Here is a 25,013-nt window from a genome sequence, read left to right as displayed (position 1 = left end):
GAGCCCGCGGGGTCCGGGGCAGAGTCCCGCAACCGCAACGCCGGTGCGGCGCAATCTCTATTCGGCGCCCACATTCAACTGGTGCAACAACCGCGCCAACTCCGCCACCTCACGCCGATCCCACCCGTCCAGCTGCCGCACATACCGCATCCGCCGCGCATCCCGCACCTCCCCGAAGTGCTCGCGCCCGGACTCCGTGAGCGAGACCAGCCACGCCCGCCCGTCGGCGGGATCCGGCTCGCGGTCGACGAAGCCGAGCTCCTCCAGGGCCCTCAGCTGCCGGCTCATCGTCGCCTTGCCGACGCCGATGTACCCGGCGAGCTCGGTGGCCCGCTGCGCCCCGCACTCCTCCAGGCGCACCAGAAGCCCGTACGCGGCCGGCTCCAGGTCGGGGTGGACCTCGCGGGCCATCTCGCCGGAGTTGGCCCGGGCCCGGCGCAGGAAGACGGTCAACTCGCGTTCAAGAGCGAGGAACTCACCGTCCACAGCCGTCGGCACGGCCGCGGGTCGCGGTTCGGTTTCCGCGCTCCGTCGCCCGCCGCTTCCGTCTTCGCCCACGTCAGCACCCATGACCAGATTTTCCCCTACTTCCCGGGGGTTCCCGGGTCTGAAAGTTATCGCCCATCACGGGCATCACCGCAGTTCCACCAGTATTTCGCAGGAGTAGACCAACGGCACACACCGACCCCTCTTCCCACCCACGGGTCTACATGCGTAGAGTTTTTTCACTGCCCATTCGTGGCATGCACACACCATCTAGCGCACTGGCGCCACCGCACGTCACCCCACGTCGTTCTCGGAGGCCGCTCATGCCCGTGCAGAGACCTGTCCCCACCCGTCGCAGACGCCGCAGCCGCCTCGGAATCACCGGCACCCTGCTCGCGTCGCTCTCCCTCCTCCTCGCCCTGCCCGGCGCGGCGCAGGCCGCGGACACCCCCGCCCGGGGCGAGGCCCACATGGGCATGGGGGTCGCCGCACACGACGGCGTCGGCTCCCCGCCGCCCACCAACGGCACCAACGCCGTACAGACCGAAGGCGTCGACGTCTCCGGCCACCAGGGCAACGTGGCCTGGTCGACGCTCTGGAACAGCGGCGTGCGCTGGGCCTACACCAAGGCCACCGAAGGCACGTACTACACGAGCCCGTACTTCGCGCAGCAGTACAACGGCTCCTACAACGTGGGCATGGTCCGCGGCGCGTACCACTTCGCGACCCCGGACACCACGAACGGCGCCACACAGGCCAACTACTTCGTGGACCACGGAGGCGGCTGGTCCAAGGACGGCAAGACGCTGCCGGGTGCGCTGGACATCGAGTGGAACCCGTACGGGGCCTCCTGCTACGGCAAGTCGCAGTCCGCGATGGTGACGTGGATCCGGGACTTCGTGAACCAGTACAAGGCCCGCACGGGACGTGACGCCGTCATCTACACGGCGACCAGCTGGTGGACGGAGTGCACGGGCAACTCCAGCGCCTTCGCCGCCAACAACCCGCTGTGGATCGCCCGGTACGCCTCCACCGTGGGGACGCTCCCGGCCGGCTGGGGCTTCTACACGATGTGGCAGTACACCTCCACGGGCCCGACGGTCGGCGACCACAACAAATTCAACGGCGCCCTCGACCGCATAGTCGCCCTCGCCAACGGCTGACCCGCTTCAGCCCCGCATTTCAAGCCCCGCTGTCGGACGAGAGACAGCGGGGCCCTGGGCACAGCCCCGATCTTTTCCAGCCCCGCCGGCGATTGAGGCGCGGGGTCCGGGGCAGAGCCCCGCGTCCTCAACCCCGGTGCGGCTCAAGCGGCGATCGGCACCGACACATCCGCCGAGGCAGGCGCAAGCGCCAGCTCAAGAACCTGCCGCACATCGTTCACCGGGTGCACCTCCAACTTCTCCAGCACCTCCGCAGGTACATCGTCCAGATCCGCCTCATTCCGCTTCGGGATGACGACAGTCGTGATCCCGGCCCGATGCGCGGCCAGCAGCTTCTGCTTGAGGCCACCGATCGGCAGCACCCGCCCGGTCAGCGACACCTCACCGGTCATCGCCACATCCGTACGGACGAGCCGCCCGCTCAGCAGGGACGCCAGCGCCGTCGTCATCGTGACGCCGGCGCTCGGCCCGTCCTTGGGCACGGCGCCCGCCGGGAAGTGGATGTGCGCGCCGCGCTCCTTCAGGTCGGCGACGGGCAGCTCCAGTTCGGCGCCGTGCGAGCGCAGGAAGGAGAGCGCGATCTGCGCGCTTTCCTTCATCACGTCACCCAGCTGACCAGTCAGGGTCAGACCCGACGCGCCCGTCTCCGGGTCGGCGAGGGACGCCTCCACGAAGAGCACGTCGCCGCCCGCCCCGGTGACCGCGAGCCCCGTCGCCACGCCCGGCACGGACGTGCGCCGCTCGGCAGGATCCTGCGCCGACTCGGGCACGTGGTGCGGCCGCCCGATCAACCCACGCAGGTCACTCTCGCCAACCGTGAACGGCAGCTCCCGCTCACCCAGTTCGTGCTGCGCGGCCACCTTCCGCAGCACGCGCGTCACGGACCGCTCCAGGTTGCGTACGCCCGCCTCCCGCGTGTACTCACCGGCGAGCTTGCGCAGCGCGTCGTCGTCGATGGTGACCTCGTCGGCCGCGAGCCCCGCGCGGTCCAGCTGGCGCGGCATCAGGTGGTCGCGGGCGATGACGACCTTCTCGTCCTCGGTGTAGCCGTCGAGCCGGACCAGCTCCATACGGTCGAGGAGCGCCTCAGGAATGGCTTCCAGGACGTTCGCCGTCGCGAGGAACACGACATCGCTCAGGTCGAGTTCGACTTCCAGGTAGTGGTCCCTGAAGGTGTGGTTCTGCGCCGGGTCGAGCACTTCGAGCAGCGCCGCGGCTGGGTCGCCGCGGAAGTCGGAGCCCACCTTGTCGACCTCGTCGAGGAGGACCACCGGGTTCATCGACCCGGCCTCCTTGATGGCGCGCACGATGCGGCCGGGCAGCGCACCCACGTACGTACGCCGGTGGCCGCGGATCTCGGCCTCGTCCCGTACGCCGCCGAGGGCGACGCGGACGAACTTTCGGCCCATCGCGTGCGCGACGGACTCGCCGAGCGAGGTCTTGCCGACGCCGGGCGGACCGACGAGCGCGAGCACGGCGCCGCCACGCCGCCCGCCGACCACGCCGAGGCCGCGGTCCGCGCGGCGCTTGCGCACGGCCAGGTACTCGGTGATCCGCTCCTTCACGTCGTCCAGACCCGCATGCTCGGCGTCGAGGACGGTGCGGGCGCCCTGGATGTCGTACTCGTCCTCGGTCCGCTCGTTCCACGGAAGTTCGAGGACGGTGTCCAGCCAGGTGCGGATCCAGGAGCCCTCGGGCGACTGGTCGCTCGCCCGCTCCAGCTTCTCGACCTCCTTGAGCGCGGCCTCACGCACCGGCTCCGGGAGGTCGGCGGCCTCCACGCGCGTCCGGTAGTCGTCGGACTCCTCGCCGTCGTCCTTCTCTCCGTTCATCTCGCGCAGTTCCTTGCGGACGGCGTCGAGCTGGCGCCGCAGCAGGAACTCTCGCTGCTGCTTGTCGACGCCTTCCTGGACGTCCTTGGCGATGGACTCGGCGACGTCCTGCTCGGCGAGGTGGTCGCGCAGGTGCCCGGTCGCGAGCTTCAGGCGCTCCACCGGGTCGGCCGTTTCGAGCAGCTCGACCTTCTGGGCGGTGGTGAGGAACGGGGAGTAACCGGAGTTGTCGGCGAGCGCGGACACGTCGTCGATGGCCTGGACGCGGTCCACGACCTGCCAGGCGCCGCGCTTCTTCAGCCAGTTCGTGGCGAGCGCCTTGTACTCCTTGACGAGTTCGGTCACCGCACCCGGCAGCGGGTCGGGTACCTCCTCTTCCACGGTCAGGCCCTCCACCCACAGGGCGGCGCCGGGCCCGGTCGTGCCGGCGCCGATGCGCACGCGGCCGACGCCGCGGATCAGGGCGCCGGGGTCGCCGTCGGCGAGGCGGCCGACCTGCTCGACGGTGCCGAGCACGCCGGTGTTCGCGTACGTCCCGTCGACGCGTGGAACAAGCAGCACCTTCGGCTTGCTCGGTCCAGTACGCGCGGCGGCCTGTGCGGCCTCCACCGCGGCTCGTACGTCGGTGTCGCTGAGGTCCAGGGGCACCACCATTCCGGGCAGCACGACCTCGTCGTCGAGCGGCAGCACGGGCAGGGTGAGCGGTGTGGACGTCGATGCCATGATCTCCCCTTTGGCAGTCAAGTTGAGTTACATGGACTCAATGCTCGGCGGCGCCGAGATGTTCCGGCAGGAGCGTTCGCTGTCAGCGATCGCGACTGGGAGCGGTCGACCGGCCCCACGCCACGGGGCTCCGCCCCGGACCCCGCGCCTCAATCGCCGGCGGGGCTTGAATGAGTCACCCTCTGTGACGCGTGCCATGTGAGACGTGAGCCACAGAAACTCCCCGCGGGCCGCCCACCTCGTCGGCCACAATGGCGGTCATGACGACCCTGCACGACCCCGCTCCACCCGTCGTCCTCGATCGCCGCGAAGGCCCCTTCGGTGAGGTGGTCCTGCGCCGTCACGGCGACCTGCTCCAGATCATCGCCAACGGCACGTTTTTGATGGACACCTCCGACGGCCGCTCCGAACGGCGCCTCGTCGACTCGGCGCTCTCGGCCCGAGCCGCCCGAGCCGCCCCCGACGCCCGCGAGAAGCCGCACGTCCTCATCGGCGGCCTCGGCGTCGGCTTCTCCCTCGCGCACGCGGCCGCCGACCCGCGCTGGGGCGGCATCACGGTCGTCGAGCGGGAGCCCGCGATCATCGACTGGCATCGGAACGGCCCGCTGCGCGAGCTCTCCGCCGAGGCCCTCGCCGACCCCCGTACGGAAATCGTCGAGGCCGACCTCGTACGGCATCTGCACACGGCCACGGACACCTACGACGCGCTCTGCCTCGACATCGACAACGGTCCCGACTGGACCGTCACCGAGGACAACCACACCCTTTACGGACCCTCCGGCCTGGCCGCCTGCAAGGACCGACTCGACCCGGGTGGTGTTCTCGCCGTATGGTCCGCACAGCCGTCAGCAAATTTCGAAGAAACCTTGCGGAATGCCGGATTCCAGGCGGTGCGCACCGAAGAGATCCCGGTTGTCCGGGGCGTCCCTGACGTGGTGCACCTCGCACTGAGGCCCACGTAGCCGACCGGCGGTAACTCCCCGTACGCTGACGTCCGAAACCCGATCATTCAAGCGTCAAGCGCGTCACGACGGCGCGCACTCAGGGGCGGGGCGATGGAGCAGACACACACCTCCCACAACACCACCACGACGACTCAGGGAGCCCAGCGACGGGTCCTTGTCGTCGAGGACGATCCGACCATCGTCGATGCCATCGCCGCCCGACTGCGCGCCGAGGGATTCCTCGTGCAAACCGCGCAGGACGGTCCGGCGGCGGTGGACACGGCCGAGGCCTGGCAGCCCGACCTGCTGATCCTTGACATCATGCTGCCCGGGTTCGACGGGCTCGAAGTCTGCCGGCGCGTTCAGGCCCAGCGGCCTGTGCCGGTCATGATGCTCACGGCGCGCGACGATGAGACGGACATGTTGGTGGGGCTCGGCGTCGGTGCCGACGACTACATGACCAAACCGTTCTCCATGCGGGAACTGGCGGCGCGCGTGCACGTGCTACTGCGCCGTGTCGAGCGGGCGGCGCTCGCGGCCACGACGCCGCGCAGCGGCATCCTGCGGCTCGGCGAGCTGGAGGTCGACCACGCGCAGCGCCGCGTGCGGGTCAGGAGCGAGGACGTACACCTCACTCCCACCGAGTTCGACCTTCTCGTGTGCCTGGCGAACACGCCGCGCGCGGTCCTCTCCCGTGAGCAGCTGCTCGCCGAGGTGTGGGACTGGGCGGACGCCTCGGGCACCCGCACGGTCGACAGCCACATCAAGGCGCTGCGCCGGAAGATCGGCGCGGAGCGCATTCGTACCGTGCACGGCGTGGGCTACGCGCTGGAGACGCCGAACCCGTGAACGGTGGGGACCGGAACCTGGTACCGGGCGGGCGGCCGCACCGGCCGCCGTTCAACCCTCAGTGGGCGTCCGGCGGTCTGCGCCCCTTCTCCGTGAAGGCGAAGCTCGGCACGCTCGTCGTCGTCTCCGTCTTCATCACCACGGGCCTGCTCATGGTGGCGATGTACACGGCGACGGAGCTGCGCTTCATCACGGTGTTCTCGATCATCGCCACGCTGCTGATCACGCAGTTCGTGGCGCACTCGCTGACGGCTCCGCTCGACGAGATGAACACGGTCGCCCGGTTCATCTCCAACGGCGACTACTCGCGCCGGGTGCGCGGCGCGGGCCGGCGGGACGAGATCGGTGACCTCGCGGTCACCATCAACCGTATGGCCGACGAGCTGGCGGCCCAGGACCAGCAGCGCAAAGAGCTCGTGGCCAATGTCTCGCACGAGCTGCGCACGCCCATCGCGGGCCTGCGCGCGGTCCTGGAGAACGTCGTCGACGGCGTCATGGCCGCCGACCCCGAGACGATGCGCACGGCGCTCAAGCAGACGGAGCGGCTCGGCCGTCTCGTCGACACGCTGCTCGACCTGTCCCGCCTGGACAACGGTGTCGTGCCGCTGAAGTCGCGCCGCTTCGAGGTCTGGCCGTATCTGTCGGGCGTTCTGAAGGAGGCCAACATGGCGGTCTCCCAGCGCGCGGGCCTCGCCTCGGGCTCCGGCACCCATACGCGTACGGACGTCCATCTGCACCTCGACGTCTCGCCGCCCGAGCTGACGGCGAACGCGGACCCGGAGCGCATCCACCAGGTCGTCGCGAACCTCATCGACAACGCGGTGAAGCACTCGCCGCAGCACGGCCGCGTCACCGTGAGCGCCCGCCGCGGCCCCTACCCGGAGTCCCTCGAACTCGAGGTGCTCGACGAGGGCCCCGGCATCCCGCAGTCCGAGTGGCACAAGGTCTTCGAGCGCTTCAACCAAGGCGCAGCCACGGGCGACAAGGGCGACGGCGGCACGGGCCTCGGCCTCGCCATCGCCCGCTGGGCCGTGGAACTGCACGGCGGGCAGATCCGGGTGGCCGAATCCGCTCGGGGCTGCCGGATCAAGGTCACCCTTCCGGGAGAGCCCGGAACGCAAAGTTGACGTAGGGTTTCGGTCAGGCAAGGGTCAAGAGCGCGCCGGGCACACACGAACACGCCGGGCGCGCATCCGAACGTACCGAAACCCCGGTTGTTTCCCGCCATTTCCCGGCCCGAAACGCAACTTCCGATGTGACTTACGTGACGGATGACCGGCCCGGTCTGCAACTCCCGCCGATGGAGGCGTAGCCTTTATTCCCGCTGTCCATCACCTTGTGAGAAGCGGAAGAGGGCGGTTCACGCCGTGTCGCCACAGTCCCCCAGTAACTCGAGCATCTCCACCGAGACCGACCAAGCAGGGCAGGGTAAAAACCCTGCGTCCGCGTTCGGACCCAACGAGTGGCTCGTCGACGAGATCTATCAGCAGTACCTCCAGGACCCGAATTCGGTTGACCGAGCCTGGTGGGACTTCTTCGCCGACTACAAGCCAGGTGCCGCGGCCGCGGGGGCCGCGACGACCCCGAAGCCGGCCGAGAAGCCAGCGGCTCCGGCCGCCCCCGCAGCGCAGGCACCCGCCGCGCCCGCGAAGCCCGCCGCAGCCGCAGCTCCCGCACAGGCTGCCGCCGCTCCCGCGGAGCCCGCCGCTCCGGCCGCGCCCACCGCGCCGAAGCCGGCTGCTGCCGCCACCCCCGTACCGAAGAAGGCTGAAGAAGTGACGACCGAGGCCCCCACCGGCCCCGAGCTCGTGACGCTGCGCGGCCCCGCCGCCGCCGTCGCGAAGAACATGAACAAGTCCATCGAGGTCCCCACGGCGACGTCCGTGCGCGCGGTCCCGGTGAAGCTGCTGTTCGACAACCGCATCGTCATCAACAACCACCTGAAGCGCGCCCGCGGCGGGAAGATCTCCTTCACGCACCTCATCGGGTACGCCATGGTGCAGGCCATCAAGGCCATGCCGTCGATGAACTACTCCTTCGCGGAGAAGGACGGCAAGCCGACGCTGGTCAAGCCGGAGCACATCAACTTCGGTCTGGCCATCGACCTCGTGAAGCCGAACGGCGACCGCCAGCTGGTCGTCGCGGGCATCAAGAAGGCCGAGACGCTGAACTTCTTCGAGTTCTGGCAGGCCTACGAGGACATCGTCCGGCGCGCCCGTGACGGCAAGCTCGGCATGGACGACTTCGCCGGTGTCACGGTCTCCCTGACCAACCCCGGCGGCCTCGGCACCGTCCACTCGGTCCCGCGCCTGATGCCCGGGCAGTCGGTCATCATGGGCGTCGGCTCCATGGACTACCCGGCGGAGTTCCAGGGCACGAGCCAGGACACCCTCAACAAGCTCGGCATCTCGAAGGTCATGACGCTCACGTCGACCTACGACCACCGGGTCATCCAGGGCGCCGCCTCCGGCGAGTTCCTGCGCGTCGTCGCGAACCTGCTCCTCGGCGAGTCCGAGTTCTACGACGAGATCTTCAAGGCCCTGCGGATCCCCTACGAGCCGGTCCGCTGGCTCAAGGACATCGACGCCTCGCACGACGACGACGTCACCAAGGCCGCCCGCGTCTTCGAGCTGATCCACTCCTACCGGGTCCGCGGCCACGTCATGGCCGACACCGACCCGCTGGAGTACCAGCAGCGCAAGCACCCCGACCTGGACATCACCGAGCACGGGCTCACGCTGTGGGACCTGGAGCGCGAGTTCGCCGTCGGCGGCTTCGCCGGCAAGTCGATGATGAAGCTGCGCGACATCCTCGGCGTCCTGCGTGAGTCGTACTGCCGCACCACCGGCATCGAGTTCATGCACATCCAGGACCCGAAGCAGCGCAAGTGGCTGCAGGACCGGGTCGAGCGCGGCCACGCCAAGCCGGAGCGCGAGGAGCAGCTGCGCATCCTGCGCCGGCTGAACTCGGCGGAGGCCTTCGAGACCTTCCTGCAGACCAAGTACGTCGGTCAGAAGCGGTTCTCCCTGGAGGGCGGCGAGTCCGTCATCCCGCTGCTCGACGCGGTCATCGACTCCGCCGCCGAGAACCGTCTGGACGAGGTCGTCATCGGCATGGCCCACCGCGGCCGGCTGAACGTCCTGGCGAACATCGTCGGCAAGTCGTACGCGCAGATCTTCCGGGAGTTCGAGGGCAACCTCGACCCGAAGTCGATGCACGGCTCCGGCGACGTGAAGTACCACCTGGGCGCCCAGGGCACCTTCACCGGCCTGGACGGCGAGCAGATCAACGTCTCGCTGGCCGCCAACCCGTCCCACCTGGAGACGGTCGACCCGGTCATCGAGGGCATCGTCCGCGCCAAGCAGGACATCATCAACAAGGGCGGCACGGACTTCACGGTCCTGCCCGTCGCCCTGCACGGTGACGCGGCCTTCGCGGGCCAGGGTGTGGTCGCCGAGACGCTCAACATGTCGCAGCTGCGCGGCTACCGCACGGGCGGCACGGTCCACATCGTCATCAACAACCAGGTCGGCTTCACCGCCGCCCCGGAGTCGTCGCGTTCGTCGATGTACGCGACGGACGTGGCGCGGATGATCGAGGCCCCGATCTTCCACGTGAACGGCGACGACCCCGAGGCCGTCGTCCGCGTCGCACGCCTCGCGTTCGAATTCCGCCAGGCGTTCAACAAGGACGTCGTCATCGACCTCATCTGCTACCGCCGCCGCGGTCACAACGAGTCGGACAACCCGGCGTTCACGCAGCCGCTGATGTACGACCTGATCGACAAGAAGCGCTCGGTGCGCAAGCTCTACACCGAGTCCCTCATCGGTCGCGGCGACATCACCCTGGAAGAGGCCGAGCAGGCGCTTCAGGACTTCCAGGGCCAGCTGGAGAAGGTCTTCACCGAGGTCCGCGAGGCCGTCTCGCACCCGGCCGCGGCCGAGGTCCCGGACCCGCAGGCCGAGTTCCCGGTGGCCGTGCAGACGGCGATCTCCCAGGAGGTCGTCAAGCGCATCGCCGAGTCCCAGGTGAACATCCCGGACAACGTCACGGTGCACCCGCGTCTGCTGCCGCAGCTGCAGCGCCGCGCGTCGATGATCGAGGACGGGACGATCGACTGGGGCATGGGCGAGACCCTCGCCCTCGGCTCGCTGCTCCTGGAGGGCACGCCGGTCCGGCTGTCGGGCCAGGACTCGCGCCGCGGCACCTTCGGCCAGCGCCACGCGGTCCTCATCGACAACAAGACGGGCGAGGACTTCACCCCGCTCCTCTACCTGTCGCCGGAGCAGGCCCGCTACAACGTCTACGACTCGCTGCTCTCCGAGTACGCGGTCATGGGCTTCGAGTACGGCTACTCGCTGGCGCGCCCCGAGTCCCTCGTCCTGTGGGAAGCGCAGTTCGGTGACTTCGTCAACGGCGCGCAGACCATCGTCGACGAGTACATCTCGGCCGCCGAGCAGAAGTGGGGCCAGACGTCCGGCGTCACCCTCCTCCTCCCTCACGGCTACGAGGGCCAGGGCCCGGACCACTCGTCCGCGCGCGTGGAGCGCTTCCTCCAGCTCTGCGCTCAGAACAACATGACGGTCGCCATGCCGACCCTCCCGTCCAACTACTTCCACCTCCTGCGGTGGCAGGTGCACAACCCGCACCACAAGCCGCTGGTGGTCTTCACGCCGAAGTCGATGCTGCGCCTCAAGGCCGCCGCGTCGAAGGTGGACGAGTTCACGACGGGCGGCTTCCGTCCGGTCATCGGCGACACCGAGGTCGACTCGGGTGCGACGGACCCGAAGGCGATCAAGAAGGTCGTCTTCGTGGCGGGCAAGCTGTACTACGACCTCGAGGCAGAGCGGAAGAAGAGCGGCGTCACCGACACCGCGATCATCCGCGTGGAGCGCCTGTTCCCGCTGCCGGGTGCCGAGCTCCAGGCCGAGATCGCCAAGTTCCCGAACGCCGAGAAGTACCTCTGGGCGCAGGAGGAGCCGGCGAACCAGGGTGCCTGGCCGTTCATCGCGCTCAACCTGATCGACCACCTGGACCTGGCCGTCGGCGCCGACATCCCGGGCGCCGAGCGTCTGCGCCGCATCTCGCGGCCGCACGGCTCGTCCCCGGCGGTCGGCTCGGCCAAGCGGCACCAGGCGGAGCAGGAGCAGTTGGTGCGTGAGGTGTTCGAGGCGTAGGTCTCGACACCGCGACGAGCACGCCGGAAGGCCCGGCCCCCTTCTCCGGGGGCCGGGCCTTTTGGCGTGCGTGCTCGGTTGTGCTCAGGTCGTCTGGGGTTCGAAATCCCAGTGGGGGCGGTTGCGGGCGCGGGCCGAGATCGTGTGCACGTGCTGCTTGCCGAGCGTCGACTCCAGGTCCGAGAGGGCCTCCTGCTCGGTCTTCTCCGCCTGCCGACGTTCCCGCAGGCCGCGGAGGTCGGCCGCGAACGCGATGCGCGCGGACAGGCTGAGGGGGTGGGTGCGGCCCAGCGCCTCGATGGCGCGGGTGACCGTCGCGTTGCTGAGCTCGGCCGCGGATTCGGTGTCACCGACGAGGTTGCGCAGCGCCGAGGCGTTGACGGCGCAGCCCAGCGTCCAGGGGTGGTTCTCACCCACCGCGGCGGTCATGTCGGCGAGGGCCCGCTCGATGAGGTCGTGCGCGTGCTCCCGCTCCCCCACGTTGCGCAGGATCAGGGCGTGGTTGGCACGGACGCCCGCGACGAAGGGGTGGCTCTCGGCGAGCGTGACCTCGTAGCGGGAGATGATGGCCTCGCTGAGCTCCCTCGCCTCGTCGATGTCCCCGTCCTCGCGGGCGAAGCAGCTCTGGGCGCAGGCGAAGACGAGGGTCCACGGGTGGGTCTCGCCCATCACACGCTCGCCGCGCTCCAGTACGCTCGCGAGCACCTTCCCCGCCTTGACGCGCTCGCCCTTGCGGTACTGGCACAGCGCCAGGTTGTACTCGGCCTTGAGTGTCTGCGGGTTGCTCTCCCCCATCACGAGCCGGTTCTCGCGCAGGCTCTGCAGCTGGTTCGACTCGGCCTCGTCGTAGCGGCCGGTCAGCCGCAGATCGATGGCGTAGGAGATCTGGGAGTCGAGGGTCCAGGGGTGGCGCCCCTTCAGCAGGGTCCGCCGTGACTCCAGGACCTGGCGGTCGATGTCGAGGGCCTCGGAGTAGACGCCGAGCAGGCGCAGGGTGACTGCCACGTTGTTCTGCGCGTTCAGCGTGCGCGAGTCCTGGTCGCCGAGGAGGCCCTGGTACGCCGTCAGGACCCACCGGCACAGTTCGAGGGCCTCGTCGTAGCGGCCGAGTCCGCGCAGGTCGGCGGCGAGCCCGCTGGCGGCGCGCAGGTGCTCCAGGTCGTCCGCGCCGCGCTCCTGACGCAGATGCTCGACAGCGGCGCGGTTGAGGACCTCCGTGCGCGCGTACTCACCGGCGGCGCGCAGCAGGTTGACGTAGTGGAACGACAGCTCCCAGATCCGCGGATGGGTTTCGCCCAGCAGCGCCCGCCATGCCTTCATGGCCCGCTCGCCCAGCTTGATCCCGGCCGTGTACTCGCCGGAGAAGTACATGTAGCGCAGGCAGTTGAGCACCAGGCGCTGCACGCCGGAATCCGTGGTCTCCAGCACGTCCGCGTACTTCAGGTGCGGCGCGATCTCCGCGTAGCCGGGCCACAGGCGGGTGTCGCTCGGCCTGCGCGGGTCCGCGGCGGCCAGCGCCCTTCGCACCACGTCGTTGAACTCGCGCCGGTCCGACTCCGGCATGTCGGCGTGCACGATCTGGTGCACCATGCGGTGCAGATACAGGGACTCTCCGGAGGACGTCGTCTCGTCCGCCCCCGTCTCGTGGGATTCGAGGCGGACCACGGAGTACTGGCGCAGCTGGTTGACCGCCTTGTTCCACAGCAACGGATCGTTCAGCAGTCCCGCGACCTGTTCGGGCAGGTCGTCGCTCGGCATCTCCTTCAGCAGCCGTACGGGGATGAACCCGGGCGCGAAGAACGTGCACAGGCGCAGCAGGTCGACGGACTCGGGGACGGTGTCGCGGAGCTTGTTCAGCAGTATCGACCAGGCGGTCTGGAAGGCGACGGGGAAGTCCGCCGAGACCTTGACGACATCCTGGTCGACGCCGCCATCGAGGAGGCCGATGTACTCCTCGACCGAGAGGTCCGAGTCGTTCAGCCAGCCGGCCGTCTGGTCGAGCAGCAGCGGCAGGTCCTCCAGGGCCTCCGCGAGCCGGTTCGCCTCTCGCTCCTTCAGCCGGGGCGCCCGGCGCCTGATGAACGCCACCGATTCCTCGCGCTGGTAGACCGGCACGTCGAGCAGCATGCTGTTGTGCTCGCTCCACTCCGGGTTGCGGGAGGTGATGATCACCTGGCCGGGGCCCGTCGGCACCAGATCCCAGATCTGGTCGGGCTCGTCCGCGCCGTCGAGGATCAGTAGCCACCGGGCGTACGGATCGCCCCGGCGCAGTGAGTCCCGGACCGCGCGCAGCCGCTCGCCGTACTCCTGGCCGGTCTGCAGACCGAGCTTGGGTGCGAGTTCGGCGAGGCCGCGGCGGTAGGTGACGCGCTTCTCCGCGTTGACCCACCAGACGACGTCGTACTCGGAGCCGAAGCGGTAGACGTACTCGGCGGCGAGCTGTGTCTTGCCCACGCCCGACATGCCGTGGAGGGTGAGCACCCCCGCGCCCGGTTCGGCCGAAGTCAGCCGGTGGTACGCCTCGTTGAGGAGGGGCTCGCGGCCGGTGAACCGGGTGTTGCGCCGCGGCACGCCGCCCCACACCTCGGGCATCGTGGCCGGGAACCGGGGGCCGCGCCGCGCGCCGTCGGCGGCTGCGGGCAGCGGGTCGGTCGGCAGGTCGAGCCGTTCGAGCAGACGTCGCTCGGCTTCCTCCGCCCCCAGGTTGATCAGTCCGACCGCGCCGAGCACGGGGGCGGCGGACGGCACCGCGGCCGTGGTCAGGGAGACAGCCGCGAAGCGGGACGGGTCGGGCGCGACGACCTCGCGCAGCGCGGCGTTCCACTCCTCGTGCGTGCGCGGGCCGAGTTGGAAGTACCACTCACTGACGATGATGAGAATCCGGCCCTCCGCCAGGCTCAGGTCGCGCAGCAGGTCGACGAGCGGGGTCTCGGCCGGGGTCTCCCAGCGCTGGTACACCACTCGAACGCCGCGCCGCTCCAAGCGGTCCCCGATCCAGGCTGCCCAAGCACGGTTGAACCCGGCGAAGCTGACCGTGACCGTCCGCCTCTCGGCTTCTCCCACGGTCGAGCCGACCGGCTTACGAGTTCCAGGCATGCAGCGGCCTCCTGCGCGTAGTCGCAAAAAAATCGTAGAACCTCGGCGCGATGCTGGTAAGTGTCACACCGCCAACTACGCCTTGGTTCCAGGATCTTCGCGCAGCGGAACACCCCTCGTCCGACATCTTCACTCATTCGGCCGGACGGTCGAGGACTGCCGCTGCCTCCACAGGTCCCGGACGGCACCTACGTACGCCTCCGCGCGTGCCGTATGGCCGCGTGGCGCGGGATGCTCGGCCATCCGTTCGTGGGCGACGACCATCTGGTCGACGAACCGGCGTCCCCGGCCGGTCAGGGACGGCGATCCGACGAGCACCGGCAGCACGGCCCCCACCTGGGACCGGTAGCGGCTGTACTGGGTCCATGCGGATTCCCTGCGGGAGGGCCCGGTGAGCGCCCAACGCTGGAAGAAGTCCGCCAGCGCCAGATGCGCGTAGGCGCCCTGCAGGAGGCCGTCGTACGGGCGTGGGTCGGGGCGCCACGGCGCGAAGTGCCTTGGCACACCGTCGTCCTGATGGAGCACCAGGGTGTCGCTCAGCGCGGCCAGCTTCGCGTGCTGGAGTTCGTGGACGACCGTCGCCGCGAAGGCGGCCGACGAGGGCGGGGTGCTGGTGAACAGCGCGCCGAACGCCTCCCGCCGGGTGGCGCTGCATCCCCCTCGACCCTCCGCGCCCGGGGGCATCTCCAAGGGCACCAGGCAGCGCATGAGCGTCAGAGCCTCCGCCAGCCGACGTTCACCGCCCGCGCACAGGGCGCCGGCGGTGCCCGACCAGGCCGTCAGCCAGCGCTTGCGCTCCGCGTCGTCCAGCGCCGTCGGGCCGCTCTGGGTGCGGTGCCGGGGCTCGGGGCCCGCGCGGTACGGGTCGAGGTCGTCCAGAGGCATGGGAGCGGCCTCCGGGGTCAGCCCGGGAAGCGCGTGCGCGGGCGTCCACGCGCGCGTCCCCGACCACGCCCCGAACCCGGCCTGCAGGCAGACGGTGACGTCGTCCGCCCCGTCCTGACGCAGCGTCAACCGACCGTCTTTCACCCGAACTTCGACCCGTACGTCGCCGGCCCCGACTGTGCGCAGGCGACCGAGGGACGGGAGGGCGAGCGTTCCGCCATGAGCGGTCAGCCGCGCCGTGAGGGGGTTTCCGGCGCGGGCGGCGGATGCCACGGCGAGGGCGCTGAAGTGGTCGAGGGCAGCGGCCAGTTGGCGCGCCTCGCCCGGACCGGGAGCTCCGGCGGGCCGGTCGAGGCCGCGCAGGCAGCGCAGGGCCCAGGGGCCGGTGAGCGGGTAGTGGAGCCGGTCCCTGGCGGGGAACGCGGGCGGCTGTCCGGGCACCCGCACCGGCCCCTCTGTCGTGGTCAGCAGCGCCCAGTCGTCCTTCAACCGCGCCTTCTGCGCCGGGGAGCACAGCATCGGGTCGGCCGCTTCGGCCGCGTCGAGCAGTGCACGGAGCAGCAGCAGGCGCCGAGAGTCCTGGTCGCGCACGAGGAGCGCAAGGGTGTCCGGCCCTCCTTCGGTCCTGCCGAGTTCGTCGAGGGCCCGGTCCGGGATCTCCGAGAGCGTCACGGGGTGCTCCTTCCGGGGGAGACCGGGACTGCGGCAGCGGGCGGCGCAGCGACCCGCGCGGCCACGTGGTGGATGAACCGCTGCAGGTCCGCGCAGTACACGGACGGGTTGCGGAACCCGCTGCCCACCCGATAGCGGTGGGCGTAGTGACCGCCTCCGCAGACCGTCAGCAAGGGGCAGGCCAAGCACCGCGCGGCCAGCGCCGTCGCGGCCGACTGCCGGGCGATCACCCCCGGGTGGCCGAGGGCTTCGTCGAAGTCGTGCCGGAAGACGTCGAGGCCGGTCGCGGACGCGCCCTCGTAGGCGGACTTCAGGGAGTCCACCTGCTCGATCGAGCCGTCCGTCTCGACGACCACGGCGTCGAAGGGGGCGAGCCCCAGCGACTCCGTGGCCGCGGGGAGGCCGCACAGCAGCGCGATGCACTCCTCGAAGAGGCGGATGCGTGTCGCCCGGTGTCCGGCCTCCCACCAGCGGTCGAAGACGGCGCACAGCCAGTCCCCGTAGACCGCGTCCGTCGGGTCCCAGAGCGGCGGCGGGTTCGACCAGTTGCCGTGCGGAAGCAGCAGATCCAGGGCGGGCGGGCGCAGGGTGAGCAGGGATTCGTACGTCGCCACGGGGTCCTGCGCGGGGTCCACGACCGCGAGGATCCCGGCGTAGGACGCCGGGAAGCGGTCGGCGACCAGCCGCGCGCCCCGTGCGGCGGCAGGCCAGGACGGGCGGCCCGCGTGGTCGACACGGAGCGCGTTGCGGCCGGCGGTGCCGCCGTCGAGGCTGATACCGACGCTGATGTCGTGCCGGGCGAGGGTCGTCATGCGGCCCTCGGTCAGCAGGGTCGCGTTGGTCTGTACGGTGACGCGGACCGCGCATCCGGCGGGCGTCCGCTCGCGCACCTGGTCCGCGAACCGGCCGAGCACGGCGGCCGTGGCCAGCAGCGGCTCTCCGCCGTGCAAGACCAGCGAGACCGCGGTCAGCCCATGGGTGCGGGCGTGCTCGGCGATACGGGACGCGGTGCGGTCCAGGACTTCGCGGGACGCGGCGGCGGGCCGTGTACGCCAGGTGTCGTCCGGGCCTTCGTAGAGGTAGCAGTACCGGCAGGCGAGGTTGCAACGGCCGTGGACCTTGACGACGAACTGCCGGAACGGGAACGGCGGTTCGGGGCTCGGCTGGGCAGCGGTCTGTCCGGACACACCTGCACCCCCATGTCGTACGCCCGTGTCACGACCGCCCCGGCAGAGAACCCCTTACCGTCGCGGTGGCGGGCTCAAACGCCGTGCCGTCGAACTGTCCGATTCGGTTGACCACGCGACCGAAACCGCGCGACCGAATCCGCACGGCGCCCTCACCGCGCGTCAGCTGAAGGAGTTGTTCCACCCCCAGAGTGTCTCGCCGGGATGCCCCGCACGTTCGCGCAGTTCCGCCAACACCTCACGCAGTACCGGATGCTGAATGGACGTCAGGTCCTTCAGGGCGAGCGTCGTCAGATCGGGCAGCGGCCCCTCCGGCTCCGGCCCTGCCGCGGCTTCCACTGGCTCATCGTGTCCGTTCACACCGTCCCCCTCGCGTCCCTACGCCGTCCGCTCACTCCAGCGCGGCCAGCCGTTTCGCCGTGTCAAAAGCCGTCGGCGCGCCTGTGGCCAGGCTGCCCTCCGGCAGCTTCGACCATCGAGCGCGCGCCGCGCGGTAGGACTCACGGGCGGCCCGCGGGCGGGCCGCCGCCTCATAGGACATACCCCGCCAGTGCAACGCCTGCGCACCCAATTCCACGGCGTCCCGGCGCCGTTGGTGGGTCGTCGCGGTCTCCTCGGCCTCCCGGGCGCAGTCCGCGGCCGACCGGAACGCCTCAACGGCCTCGTCGAGGCGGGCGGGCCGGCCGAGGCTCCGGTACACCTCGTACTGCACCTGGCCCAGCTCCAGCCGGCACCGCGCGGCGAGCAGCGGATCGTCGGCCCCGGCCGCCGCGAGGCCGAAGAGGTGCTCGGCCTCGCGCAGGTCGACACGGTCGGCACGTGTGCGGTAACGGAGCATCAGCGCGCGGCCCAGCAGCAGCAGCCGGCCGGCCAGCTTGGGACTGCCCGCCGCTGTCTCGGTGCGGCAGTCCCGCAGGACGCGGATGGCGCGGGAGACGGGCTCGGCCTGCGTGACCAGCACCGGTTCCAGCGCGGCCCGGCGCAGCAGGGCTTCGCCCCATTCGGCGAGCACGTCGGCGTGGGCCGGTGACTCCCGGGACATGCGCTGAGCCGCGCTCCCGAAATGCACGGCGGCTTCCTGGAGTTCGCGGGGGTCGCCCGATTCGTCGAAGTGCGCCACCCGGATGCGTCCGGCGCGTACCAGCAGGCCGGCGCGCAGTCCCTGGTCGGTGGCGAGCGGCAGAGTCGCGTCGACGCGCGCCTGCGCCTCGTCCAGCGCGCCGCCCGCCGCGAGGAGCGCGTCCACCAGGTCGAGGACGATGCGCACCCGCGGCAGGTGGGCGGTGGCCGCCGGATCGCTGTCGAGCCCGTCCCGCAGCGATCGCGCGCTCTGTCGCGCGTACCGGCGTGCCTGTTCGCCGTCCGACGTCACGCCGGAGAGCCGCAGCAGGATCCGGCCGTGGGTGAGCGGAAGTTCGGGCGGGTGCCGGCGATCCGGCCACGTGTCCACGAACGCCTCCAGCATCCCGACCGCCCCCTGCAGCAACGCACTGTCCCCGCCGAGCCGCCACTGCGCCTCCAGTGCGCCGACGCGTTCCAGAGTGAGGCGCAGTGCCTCCGGCTCCGGCAGGTCGGGGGCCGAGCAGGCCACCGCGTACTCCCGGTCGGCCCTGCGCAGCAGTTCGAGGGCGCCCTGGCGGTCGCCGCGGCGCCTGCGGTCGGTGGCGGCGGTGCTGAGTACGCGCGCGAGGACGGCGCGTTCGCGCAGGGCGTGCGGGTGGGCGGCCGCGCGCTCGGCCGCCTGCTCCGCCTCGCGCAGCAGGTCCGCGCCGCCCTGCACCTCCCACAGACGCAGCACGCAGTGGGCGTACTCGGACCACAGTTCGAAGTCCCGCTCGGTGGGCGGCTCGTGCTCGGTGGCGCCGCGCAGCAGCTGGACGGCGTCGATGAGGGCCTGCACCATGCCCTCGCTGTCGAACCGCTCGGCCAGCGCGCGTGCGCGTACGACGGCGGGGTGGGTGGGGCGCGTCTCCAACGGCCCTCCGTGGCCCGGGGTCCCGTACAGCGCGAACTGTTCGGGCAGCGGCATGAAGCGCTCCAGGACGCGCGCGGCGACCTCGGCGAAGGGCTGCGGGACGAGGTCGGCGTCGCCGTTGTCCCCGTCGACGGCGCGCGGCGGCCCGTATCCGGTGCCGGTGGGGCGTTCGGCGCCGTCGCGGCCGTCGCCGAGCTGCGCGAGGGCGAGGGCCGGGAAGTTGGGGCCGCCCTTGCCGAAGCGGGCCTCGATGTACTCCGAGCAGTGCTTGAGGACCAGCATCGCCTCGTCCCTGCCGAGCGGCCCGAGCAGCGCCTCCTGCACGCCGGGAGCGAACTCGTACCACTGGACGTCGTCCGTGCCGTGCTCCCCCTTGGCACGCGTGAGCAGGCCGCTGAGCAGCACCTCGGCCAGCTCGGACGGGCCGGAGCCGGGCAGCATCGTCCGCTGCACCAGCTGCATCACGGGCAGGCACAGCGGGGCCGCCGCGAGGAATCCGGCGAGCCGGCCCGCGTCCGGTGACGCGGTGGAGCGGAACCGGCTGACGAGTTCGAGCACCGAGGGACGCTGCGCCTGCCGCCCCGCCGTGGACGGCCGCTGGTCCGCCCTGACCCAGCCGACGGCCCCCGCGACCGGCCCCGCGCCCGCCCCGGAGAGCAGCCGTGCCCAGGCGCCGAGCGCCGCCGGTTCGGGCGGCAGCACGGGCACCGGGAGCGCCCCCGCACGGTCCCGCGCGGAAGGCCCCGTCGCCGTCCGCACCCGCAGCGCGGCGGCGCCTCCGAGGGCCTCGCCGCGGCTCAATTCCCCGTACGAGACGGGCAGTCGGGTCCGGTTCCACATGCGCTGCGGCAGGGGCTGAAGTACGGCGGCTGGGGCCTGCCTGGCCAGTTGGTGCAGGAGGCGGTGGGCCCGGCCGCTGCGCCACAGCGGGCCCGCGCAGTCGCTGACGAGGACGGTGATCTGGCGGCCCGAGGGGTCGCTGAGCCGGTCGGTGGAGTGCAGGGGCGCCGCGTACAGCTCCGGGCTGTGACTGACGGCGGCCTGCGCGTCGGGGCCCTCGTGCAGATAGCTGACCTGGATGTCCCAGAAGGCACCCAACTGGCCGAAGACCTGCTCCAGTTCGATGAACATCCGGTCCCACACGCGCATCGACGAGGAGGCGTCCATCACGAGCCGCAGGCGCGCGTCGGCCCGGGTGACCGCGCGGTACACGGGGAGCACCAGACCGCCGGCCCGTGCGGTGCGCTCGGCGGTCGCGGTCTCGTCGAGCACCGCGCGCAGCGGCGGCGCGGCGCTGCGATAGCCCTGCAACGGCCTGAGGGCGCGCTGGAGCTCCAGCGGTGCGGGGAACGCGGGCGCGGCCGGGACGCCGACCGGCAGCGGCGTGGCGCGGCCGCTCCGCCCCGGTCCCGACGTGGTGCGGGGCACGGGGTAGAGCGCGACGCGCCGGTCGCCGCTCTCCTCATACGCCTGGGGCGCCGGTGGCTCCGGCTCGCGCTCCGTGGGCGCGGGGCTCGGGGTCGCCGGGAGCGGGGACGGCCGGGCGCCTTCGCGGGCGGGCCGTTCGCCGGGGTCGGTGTCCGCCGGGTCCGCGGCGTGCGCGGGGCGGGCGTGGCGGGCCAGCCAGAGCGCGTCGCACAGGTCCTCCGCGTCCGGGTCGAGCCCGATCCGGCGCAGCCTGGCGATGAGATCGGCGAAGGGGTCGCCCGCGGGGCGGCCGGGCTCCGCGGGCTCGCCGACACCCTGACGCGCCGTCGCGTCGGGTTTCACCGGTTCACCTCGGGCGGTCGAGTCGCTGGATGAGCTGGTCGGCGAGGCGGTCGCGGCTGAGGGTGCCGGTTGCGGCGGTGAGGTGGATCGCGTTCAACAGCTGGTCCGTCGCGAGCAGTTCGCTGCGGGAGCGCTCCAGGAAGCGGTTGATCAGGTCGTCGCCCTCGCGCGCCAGCGCGTCGCCGAGGTGGGCGCGTACGAATGTGGCGAGCCGGTTGTGGTCGGGCCTGCCGAGTTCGAGGTGGATGCAGCGGCGCATCAGCGGGGCGGGGAAATCGCGCTCCCCGTTGCTGGTGAGCACCACGAACGGAAACGCGTTGCACCGCACCCGGCCATCGCGGACGCGCACCTTCACGCCGTCGTCGGTGAGCACCTCCGCCTCGCCGTCCGGCAACCGGTCGGCGACCCGCTCCAGTTCGGGTATCGCGAACTCGCCCTCCTCCAGGACGTTCAGCAGGTCGTTCGGCAGGTCGATGTCGCTCTTGTCGAGCTCGTCGATCAGCAGCACGCGCGGCGTCGGCGACGGCAGCAGCGCGGTCCCCAGCGGACCGAGCCGGATGTAACTCCCGATGCCCTCGACGGCCCCCGGCGATCCGGCCGCGGACCCGTACCCGCCCTGCGCCGCGATCTGCACATCCTGGAGGCGGGCGATCGCGTCGTAGTGGTAGAGCCCGTCCTGGAGTGTGGAGCGGCTGACGATGGACCACCGCAGTACGTTGCCGAGCCCCAGCTCGTACGCCACCGAGTGCGCGAGGGTGCTCTTGCCCGAGCCCGGGCTTCCCGTGACGAGCAGCGGACGGCGCAAGTAGAGCGCCGCGTTGATCATTTCGAGCTCTTCGGCACCGGGCCTGTGCAGCTCCGCGAGGTGCCGGTGCGCGCCGAGCCTGCGGTCCTCGGAGCCGCCCGATGTGCCCTCGGCGTCCCGGCCCGAGAAGTCGCGCCAGGGCGGTGGCGCGGGCAACCGCTCGAGCCCGTCGTGGGGTTCGCCGGCGCCGCGGTATATGAGCCACTCACTGGATTCGGTCATGATCCGGTCCTCGTCGTCGCTCGTCCAGCGGGGCAGTCGAAGGGACGTGCCTCACGGTATCGATGGATCGTGGGCCGCGTAAGAGGGGTGGTCGCCGGGACACTGATGTCACGGGGCCTCCAGAAGATCATCGGCGCCTGGCAGGTCGTGGTGCGGATCGTCGTAGTAGAGGGCGATCCCGTCGGCCCAGTAGGCCTCTGTGCGGCTCGACAGGAGTTTTCTGCGCAACTCGTGGACGCGCTCCGGGAGTTGCCGCGCACCGCGCGCGTCGGCGACCATGACGGAGGCGCCGCGGTGGAACTCGCCGCACACCGCCGCGGTCCGCGCCTGACCGCGACGCCACAGGGCGACTCCGAACCCGCCGAGCAGTATCCGGGCGAGCGCCTCGGTGTCGTCCTCGTAGCGGTGCTCTCCATAGCGGCACATCACTGGTACGGACGCGGGCGACAGATTGCGCAACTCGCCGCTCTCCGGGACCGGCCGCGGTACCCCGCCGTCGCAGTCGAGGATCTCGGCCCTGGCGGCGTGCGCGTGCAGCCAGCGCCAGCGGTCCACCCGGTCCGTGCCCGATTCGGGCGACGCCCGGTCGAACTCCGCGAATCCGCCGCCCCCGGGGAGCCGGTCCCGGTCGCCGCAGCGCAGCACTACGGGGCCGCGCGCGCCGAGCGGCGGCCCCCCGGGTCCCAGCCGCCAGGCGTCCACCGGCAGGTCCAGGCGGTTGTGCGGAAGCGCCACCTGGAGGACCGCGGGCCACCCCGGTTCGTCGCACTGGCGGAACGCTTCCGCGAGCGGCGCGGCGAGCAGCCCGGGCAGCGCCTCCGTAGGAGTGCGCTCGTCCTGCCGCACGCAGTCGCGCGAGCCGTCAGGGCGGGCGACGTACACCTGCCAGTCCCAGTACTCCCGCTCCCAGCCCCGCTCCACGAGTTCGAGCATGGCGGACGGCCGGGGTGCGCGGTCGGCGGCCGGGTCGGCCGTCGTGGCGTCCGACGAGCCGCGCCGCTGCAAGCGCTCGCTCCGCTGGGCCTCGATGCGCCGCCTGCGCCCGACGTCCAGACACCCCTCACCGGCCTGCCGCACCCACTCCCACAGGGCCGCCTCGGCGTCCTGGGTGCCCGGCGTGACGAAGGGGCGCTCGGCGGACAGCGCCCGCATCGCGTAGTCGAGTACGAGCCCGCGCACGCCGTCGTCGTGTGCGCCTTCGTAGAGGGCCCCGAGGCCGTCCCGCCAACCGCGCGGCGCGGGCAGCGACGTGCCCGGTTCGTACTCCGGGAGCGACACCAGGATGTCGAGCAGACCGCGCGTGCTCACCGGCGGCGGCAGATCCGCGAGCCGGCCGAGCAACTGGGCGCGCTCGCCCGGAGTGAGGGTCCGTCCCGGCCGCGCGCCGAGCCTGCTCTGCACGTCGGCCCAGGTCTTCCTGCCACCGTCCGACTGCCGCTGGCGGTCCCGGTGGTAGCGGTCGTGCGCGTGGAACACCGCCTGGTACAGGTCGTCGTACTCGGCCCGCACCGCCTGCCCCGGCACCGGCAGCGTGCGCAGCTGCTCGATCCCGATGGATGTGCCGCCCCGCCCGTGGTCGGCGCGCGACTTCAGTACGCCGATGACCTCGCCGCGCACCGGATCGACGACGGGGCCACCCGAGATCCCGTACGGCAGGTCGTTCTCGCCGAGGCGCAGCTGCACGCCGGACGACCAGTCGCCGATGGTGCCCTTGACCGCGATCGGTCCGTCGAGGCGGCACACCTGTCCGTCCACAACGGTCCAGCCCGCGTAGAAGACCTCCCCTTCGTTGTAGTACGAGGCAGGTCGCTCGGCTACGTAGGCGCACTCATGGTCCACGGGTTCGCGCAGCCGCACGAGGGCCAGGTCGGGGGCGGGCCATTTACCGGGCGCTGCCTGCTCGACGCGCTCGGGGAGCGTGGCGACGACTTCCGCGGGCACGCGGGACGTGCCGCGGCCGGGACCGGTCTCGTAGGCCACGGTCAGCTCGCCCCCTTCCCCGCCGAGAGCCACATGCGCGCAGGTCAGAACCCAGCTCGGGGCGACGAAGAAGCCGCTCCCGACGAAGCTTTCGGGTTCGTCCGCTGCATACCCGGCCCGCACGCGATGAATGCGCACGGTGGACGCCATGACGAGTTCACGCAGCGCAAGGAGGGCGGCATCCCGATGGCCCGGTGCGCCCCCGTCGCGTCCGAGTGTCATGCCCCGGCCCCGGCGACGGTCGGGTCGGCTCCCCCGTGCGCCGGGGCGCCGGGTGACGCGCCCGTGGCCGCGCGCGGTGCGGGTGGTGCGGCGGCCGCCGCGCGGGCGGCGGGGTCCTGCGGGTTCTCCAGGTCGGGCGGCCCTTCGTTCCAGGTCAGCGTGACCTTGATGCCCGCCTTCGCCTCACCGTCCGCGAGCAGTCCTACGACCTTGCCCGCCTTCGCCGTCAGCTCGACACCGAACTCGACGCTCACCTCGTCGGGGCGCACGGCGCGCAGCGGCCGCGCGAGGGAGCGCGCGACCCCCGTCACCAACCCGTGCAGACTCTCGACACTCGCCTCCACGCGATCCGTGAATCCGGTGTCGGAGAACGACAACTCCCCTTCGGGTACGCCCAGTTCATCCGCCGAACCGGATATCCGGGCCCACACCGGCGTCCCGTCCGGCAGCGCGATCCGCGCAACCCTGGTCACTTCCTGCCCCATACCGCTCCCCCGTTTCCCGTTCCCCGCGACCTGCCTTGCGGGACAAGGGTCCTTCCCAGGATGAGCAGGGGCTACCCCTCGGGCGGGCTTCATGGTCGCCCGCCCCCATAGGCTTGGTGGGCAGTCGACACCACGCCCGCGCGCCCGCGCGGGCCCCGCACGCAGGAGAAACAGCCCATGTACTTCACGGACCGCGGCATCGAAGAGCTGGAGAAGCGGCGCGGCGAGGAGGAGGTCACCTTCGAGTGGCTCGCCGAGCAGCTGCGGACCTTCGTCGACCTCAACCCGGACTTCGAGGTCCCGGTGGAGCGCCTCGCCACATGGCTGGCACGACTCGACGACGAGGACGACGACGAGGACGAGTAGGCCTTCCCCCCTGCGGGGCGGGCGGCCCCGGTAGGCAGCAGGCGCACCATTCAAGCCTCTGCGGGGCGGGCGGCTCCGGTAGGGAGCAGGCGCGCCTTCCCCCCCCCTGCGGGGCGGGCGGCTCCGGTAGGGAGCAGGCGCGCCTTCCCCCCCTGCGGGGCGGGCGGCCCCGGT

At 71.4% G+C, this 25,013-nt stretch carries 16 protein-coding genes; 6 read left to right on the top strand and 10 right to left on the bottom strand.

Going from position 1 to position 25,013, the window contains the following annotated elements:
* Positions 1–57 precede the first annotated feature (57 nt).
* Positions 58–558, bottom strand: a complete 501-nt coding sequence (locus ABT004_RS16060) for a MarR family winged helix-turn-helix transcriptional regulator (RefSeq protein WP_351336716.1) — start codon at positions 556–558, stop codon at positions 58–60.
* A 251-nt stretch (positions 559–809) separates the two neighbouring features.
* On the opposite strand from ABT004_RS16060, the gene ABT004_RS16055 reads away from it, so the two are divergent.
* Positions 810–1,649 carry a lysozyme gene (locus ABT004_RS16055; RefSeq protein ID WP_351336598.1) on the top strand — a complete coding sequence of 280 codons (840 nt, stop codon included), beginning with the start codon at positions 810–812 and terminating at the stop codon, positions 1,647–1,649.
* 143 nt (positions 1,650–1,792) lie between these two features.
* On the opposite strand, the gene lon is transcribed toward ABT004_RS16055, so the two are convergent.
* Positions 1,793–4,204 carry an endopeptidase La gene (gene lon, locus ABT004_RS16050; protein WP_351336595.1) on the bottom strand — a complete coding sequence of 804 codons (2,412 nt, stop codon included), beginning with the start codon at positions 4,202–4,204 and terminating at the stop codon, positions 1,793–1,795.
* Between the two features lie 260 nt (positions 4,205–4,464).
* On the opposite strand from lon, the gene ABT004_RS16045 reads away from it, so the two are divergent.
* The 4 genes from ABT004_RS16045 to ABT004_RS16030 all read left to right on the top strand — a co-directional run bounded on the left by ABT004_RS16045 (position 4,465) and on the right by ABT004_RS16030 (position 11,174).
* Positions 4,465–5,166, top strand: coding sequence for a spermidine synthase family protein (locus ABT004_RS16045; RefSeq protein WP_351336592.1), 702 nt, complete (start codon positions 4,465–4,467; stop codon positions 5,164–5,166).
* 93 nt (positions 5,167–5,259) lie between these two features.
* On the top strand, positions 5,260–5,997 hold the full coding sequence (locus tag ABT004_RS16040; RefSeq protein WP_351336590.1) for a response regulator transcription factor: 738 nt from the start codon (positions 5,260–5,262) through the stop codon (positions 5,995–5,997).
* Positions 5,998–6,014: 17 nt separating this feature from the next.
* Positions 6,015–7,124 carry a HAMP domain-containing sensor histidine kinase gene (locus tag ABT004_RS16035; protein ID WP_451190664.1) on the top strand — a complete coding sequence of 370 codons (1,110 nt, stop codon included), beginning with the start codon at positions 6,015–6,017 and terminating at the stop codon, positions 7,122–7,124.
* Positions 7,125–7,364: 240 nt separating this feature from the next.
* Complete coding sequence (locus ABT004_RS16030; protein WP_351336587.1) at positions 7,365–11,174, top strand: multifunctional oxoglutarate decarboxylase/oxoglutarate dehydrogenase thiamine pyrophosphate-binding subunit/dihydrolipoyllysine-residue succinyltransferase subunit; 3,810 nt, start codon at positions 7,365–7,367, stop codon at positions 11,172–11,174.
* A gap of 84 nt (positions 11,175–11,258) precedes the next feature.
* Here ABT004_RS16030 and fxsT read toward each other — a convergent pair whose 3' ends face one another.
* The 8 genes from fxsT to ABT004_RS15990 form a co-directional block, all read right to left on the bottom strand.
* On the bottom strand, positions 11,259–14,270 hold the full coding sequence (gene fxsT / locus ABT004_RS16025; protein WP_351336584.1) for an FxSxx-COOH system tetratricopeptide repeat protein: 3,012 nt from the start codon (positions 14,268–14,270) through the stop codon (positions 11,259–11,261).
* Between the two features lie 129 nt (positions 14,271–14,399).
* Entirely contained in the window at positions 14,400–15,827 is a 1,428-nt protein-coding gene (locus ABT004_RS16020) for an aKG-HExxH-type peptide beta-hydroxylase (protein ID WP_351336581.1), read from the bottom strand.
* Positions 15,824–17,014: an FxsB family cyclophane-forming radical SAM/SPASM peptide maturase gene (locus ABT004_RS16015; protein WP_351336579.1), complete on the bottom strand. Its 1,191-nt coding sequence runs from the start codon at positions 17,012–17,014 to the stop codon at positions 15,824–15,826. Before ABT004_RS16015 ends, ABT004_RS16020 begins: the two co-directional genes overlap by 4 nt.
* A 162-nt stretch (positions 17,015–17,176) precedes the next feature.
* Entirely contained in the window at positions 17,177–17,353 is a 177-nt protein-coding gene (fxsA, locus tag ABT004_RS16010) for an FxSxx-COOH cyclophane-containing RiPP peptide (RefSeq protein ID WP_351336576.1), read from the bottom strand.
* 52 nt (positions 17,354–17,405) lie between these two features.
* Positions 17,406–20,759, bottom strand: coding sequence for an SAV_2336 N-terminal domain-related protein (locus ABT004_RS16005; RefSeq protein ID WP_351336574.1), 3,354 nt, complete (start codon positions 20,757–20,759; stop codon positions 17,406–17,408).
* Between the two features lie 4 nt (positions 20,760–20,763).
* Entirely contained in the window at positions 20,764–21,786 is a 1,023-nt protein-coding gene (locus ABT004_RS16000) for an AAA family ATPase (RefSeq protein WP_351336571.1), read from the bottom strand.
* 108 nt (positions 21,787–21,894) lie between these two features.
* Positions 21,895–23,988, bottom strand: a complete 2,094-nt coding sequence (locus ABT004_RS15995; RefSeq protein ID WP_351336569.1) for a VMAP-C domain-containing protein — start codon at positions 23,986–23,988, stop codon at positions 21,895–21,897.
* Entirely contained in the window at positions 23,985–24,473 is a 489-nt protein-coding gene (locus ABT004_RS15990) for a CU044_2847 family protein (protein WP_351336566.1), read from the bottom strand. The genes ABT004_RS15995 and ABT004_RS15990 overlap by 4 nt, the downstream gene beginning before the upstream one ends.
* A 177-nt stretch (positions 24,474–24,650) precedes the next feature.
* On the opposite strand from ABT004_RS15990, the gene ABT004_RS15985 reads away from it, so the two are divergent.
* Positions 24,651–24,839, top strand: coding sequence for a DUF6104 family protein (locus ABT004_RS15985; RefSeq protein WP_351336564.1), 189 nt, complete (start codon positions 24,651–24,653; stop codon positions 24,837–24,839).
* Positions 24,840–25,013: the final 174 nt, after the last annotated feature.

The organism is Streptomyces sp. NPDC002790, assembly GCF_040295505.1.
Lineage (GTDB): Bacteria > Actinomycetota > Actinomycetes > Streptomycetales > Streptomycetaceae > Streptomyces.
The sequence above is the reverse complement of the archived record's forward strand: the minus strand, read 5'-3'. Positions and strand labels throughout refer to the sequence as shown.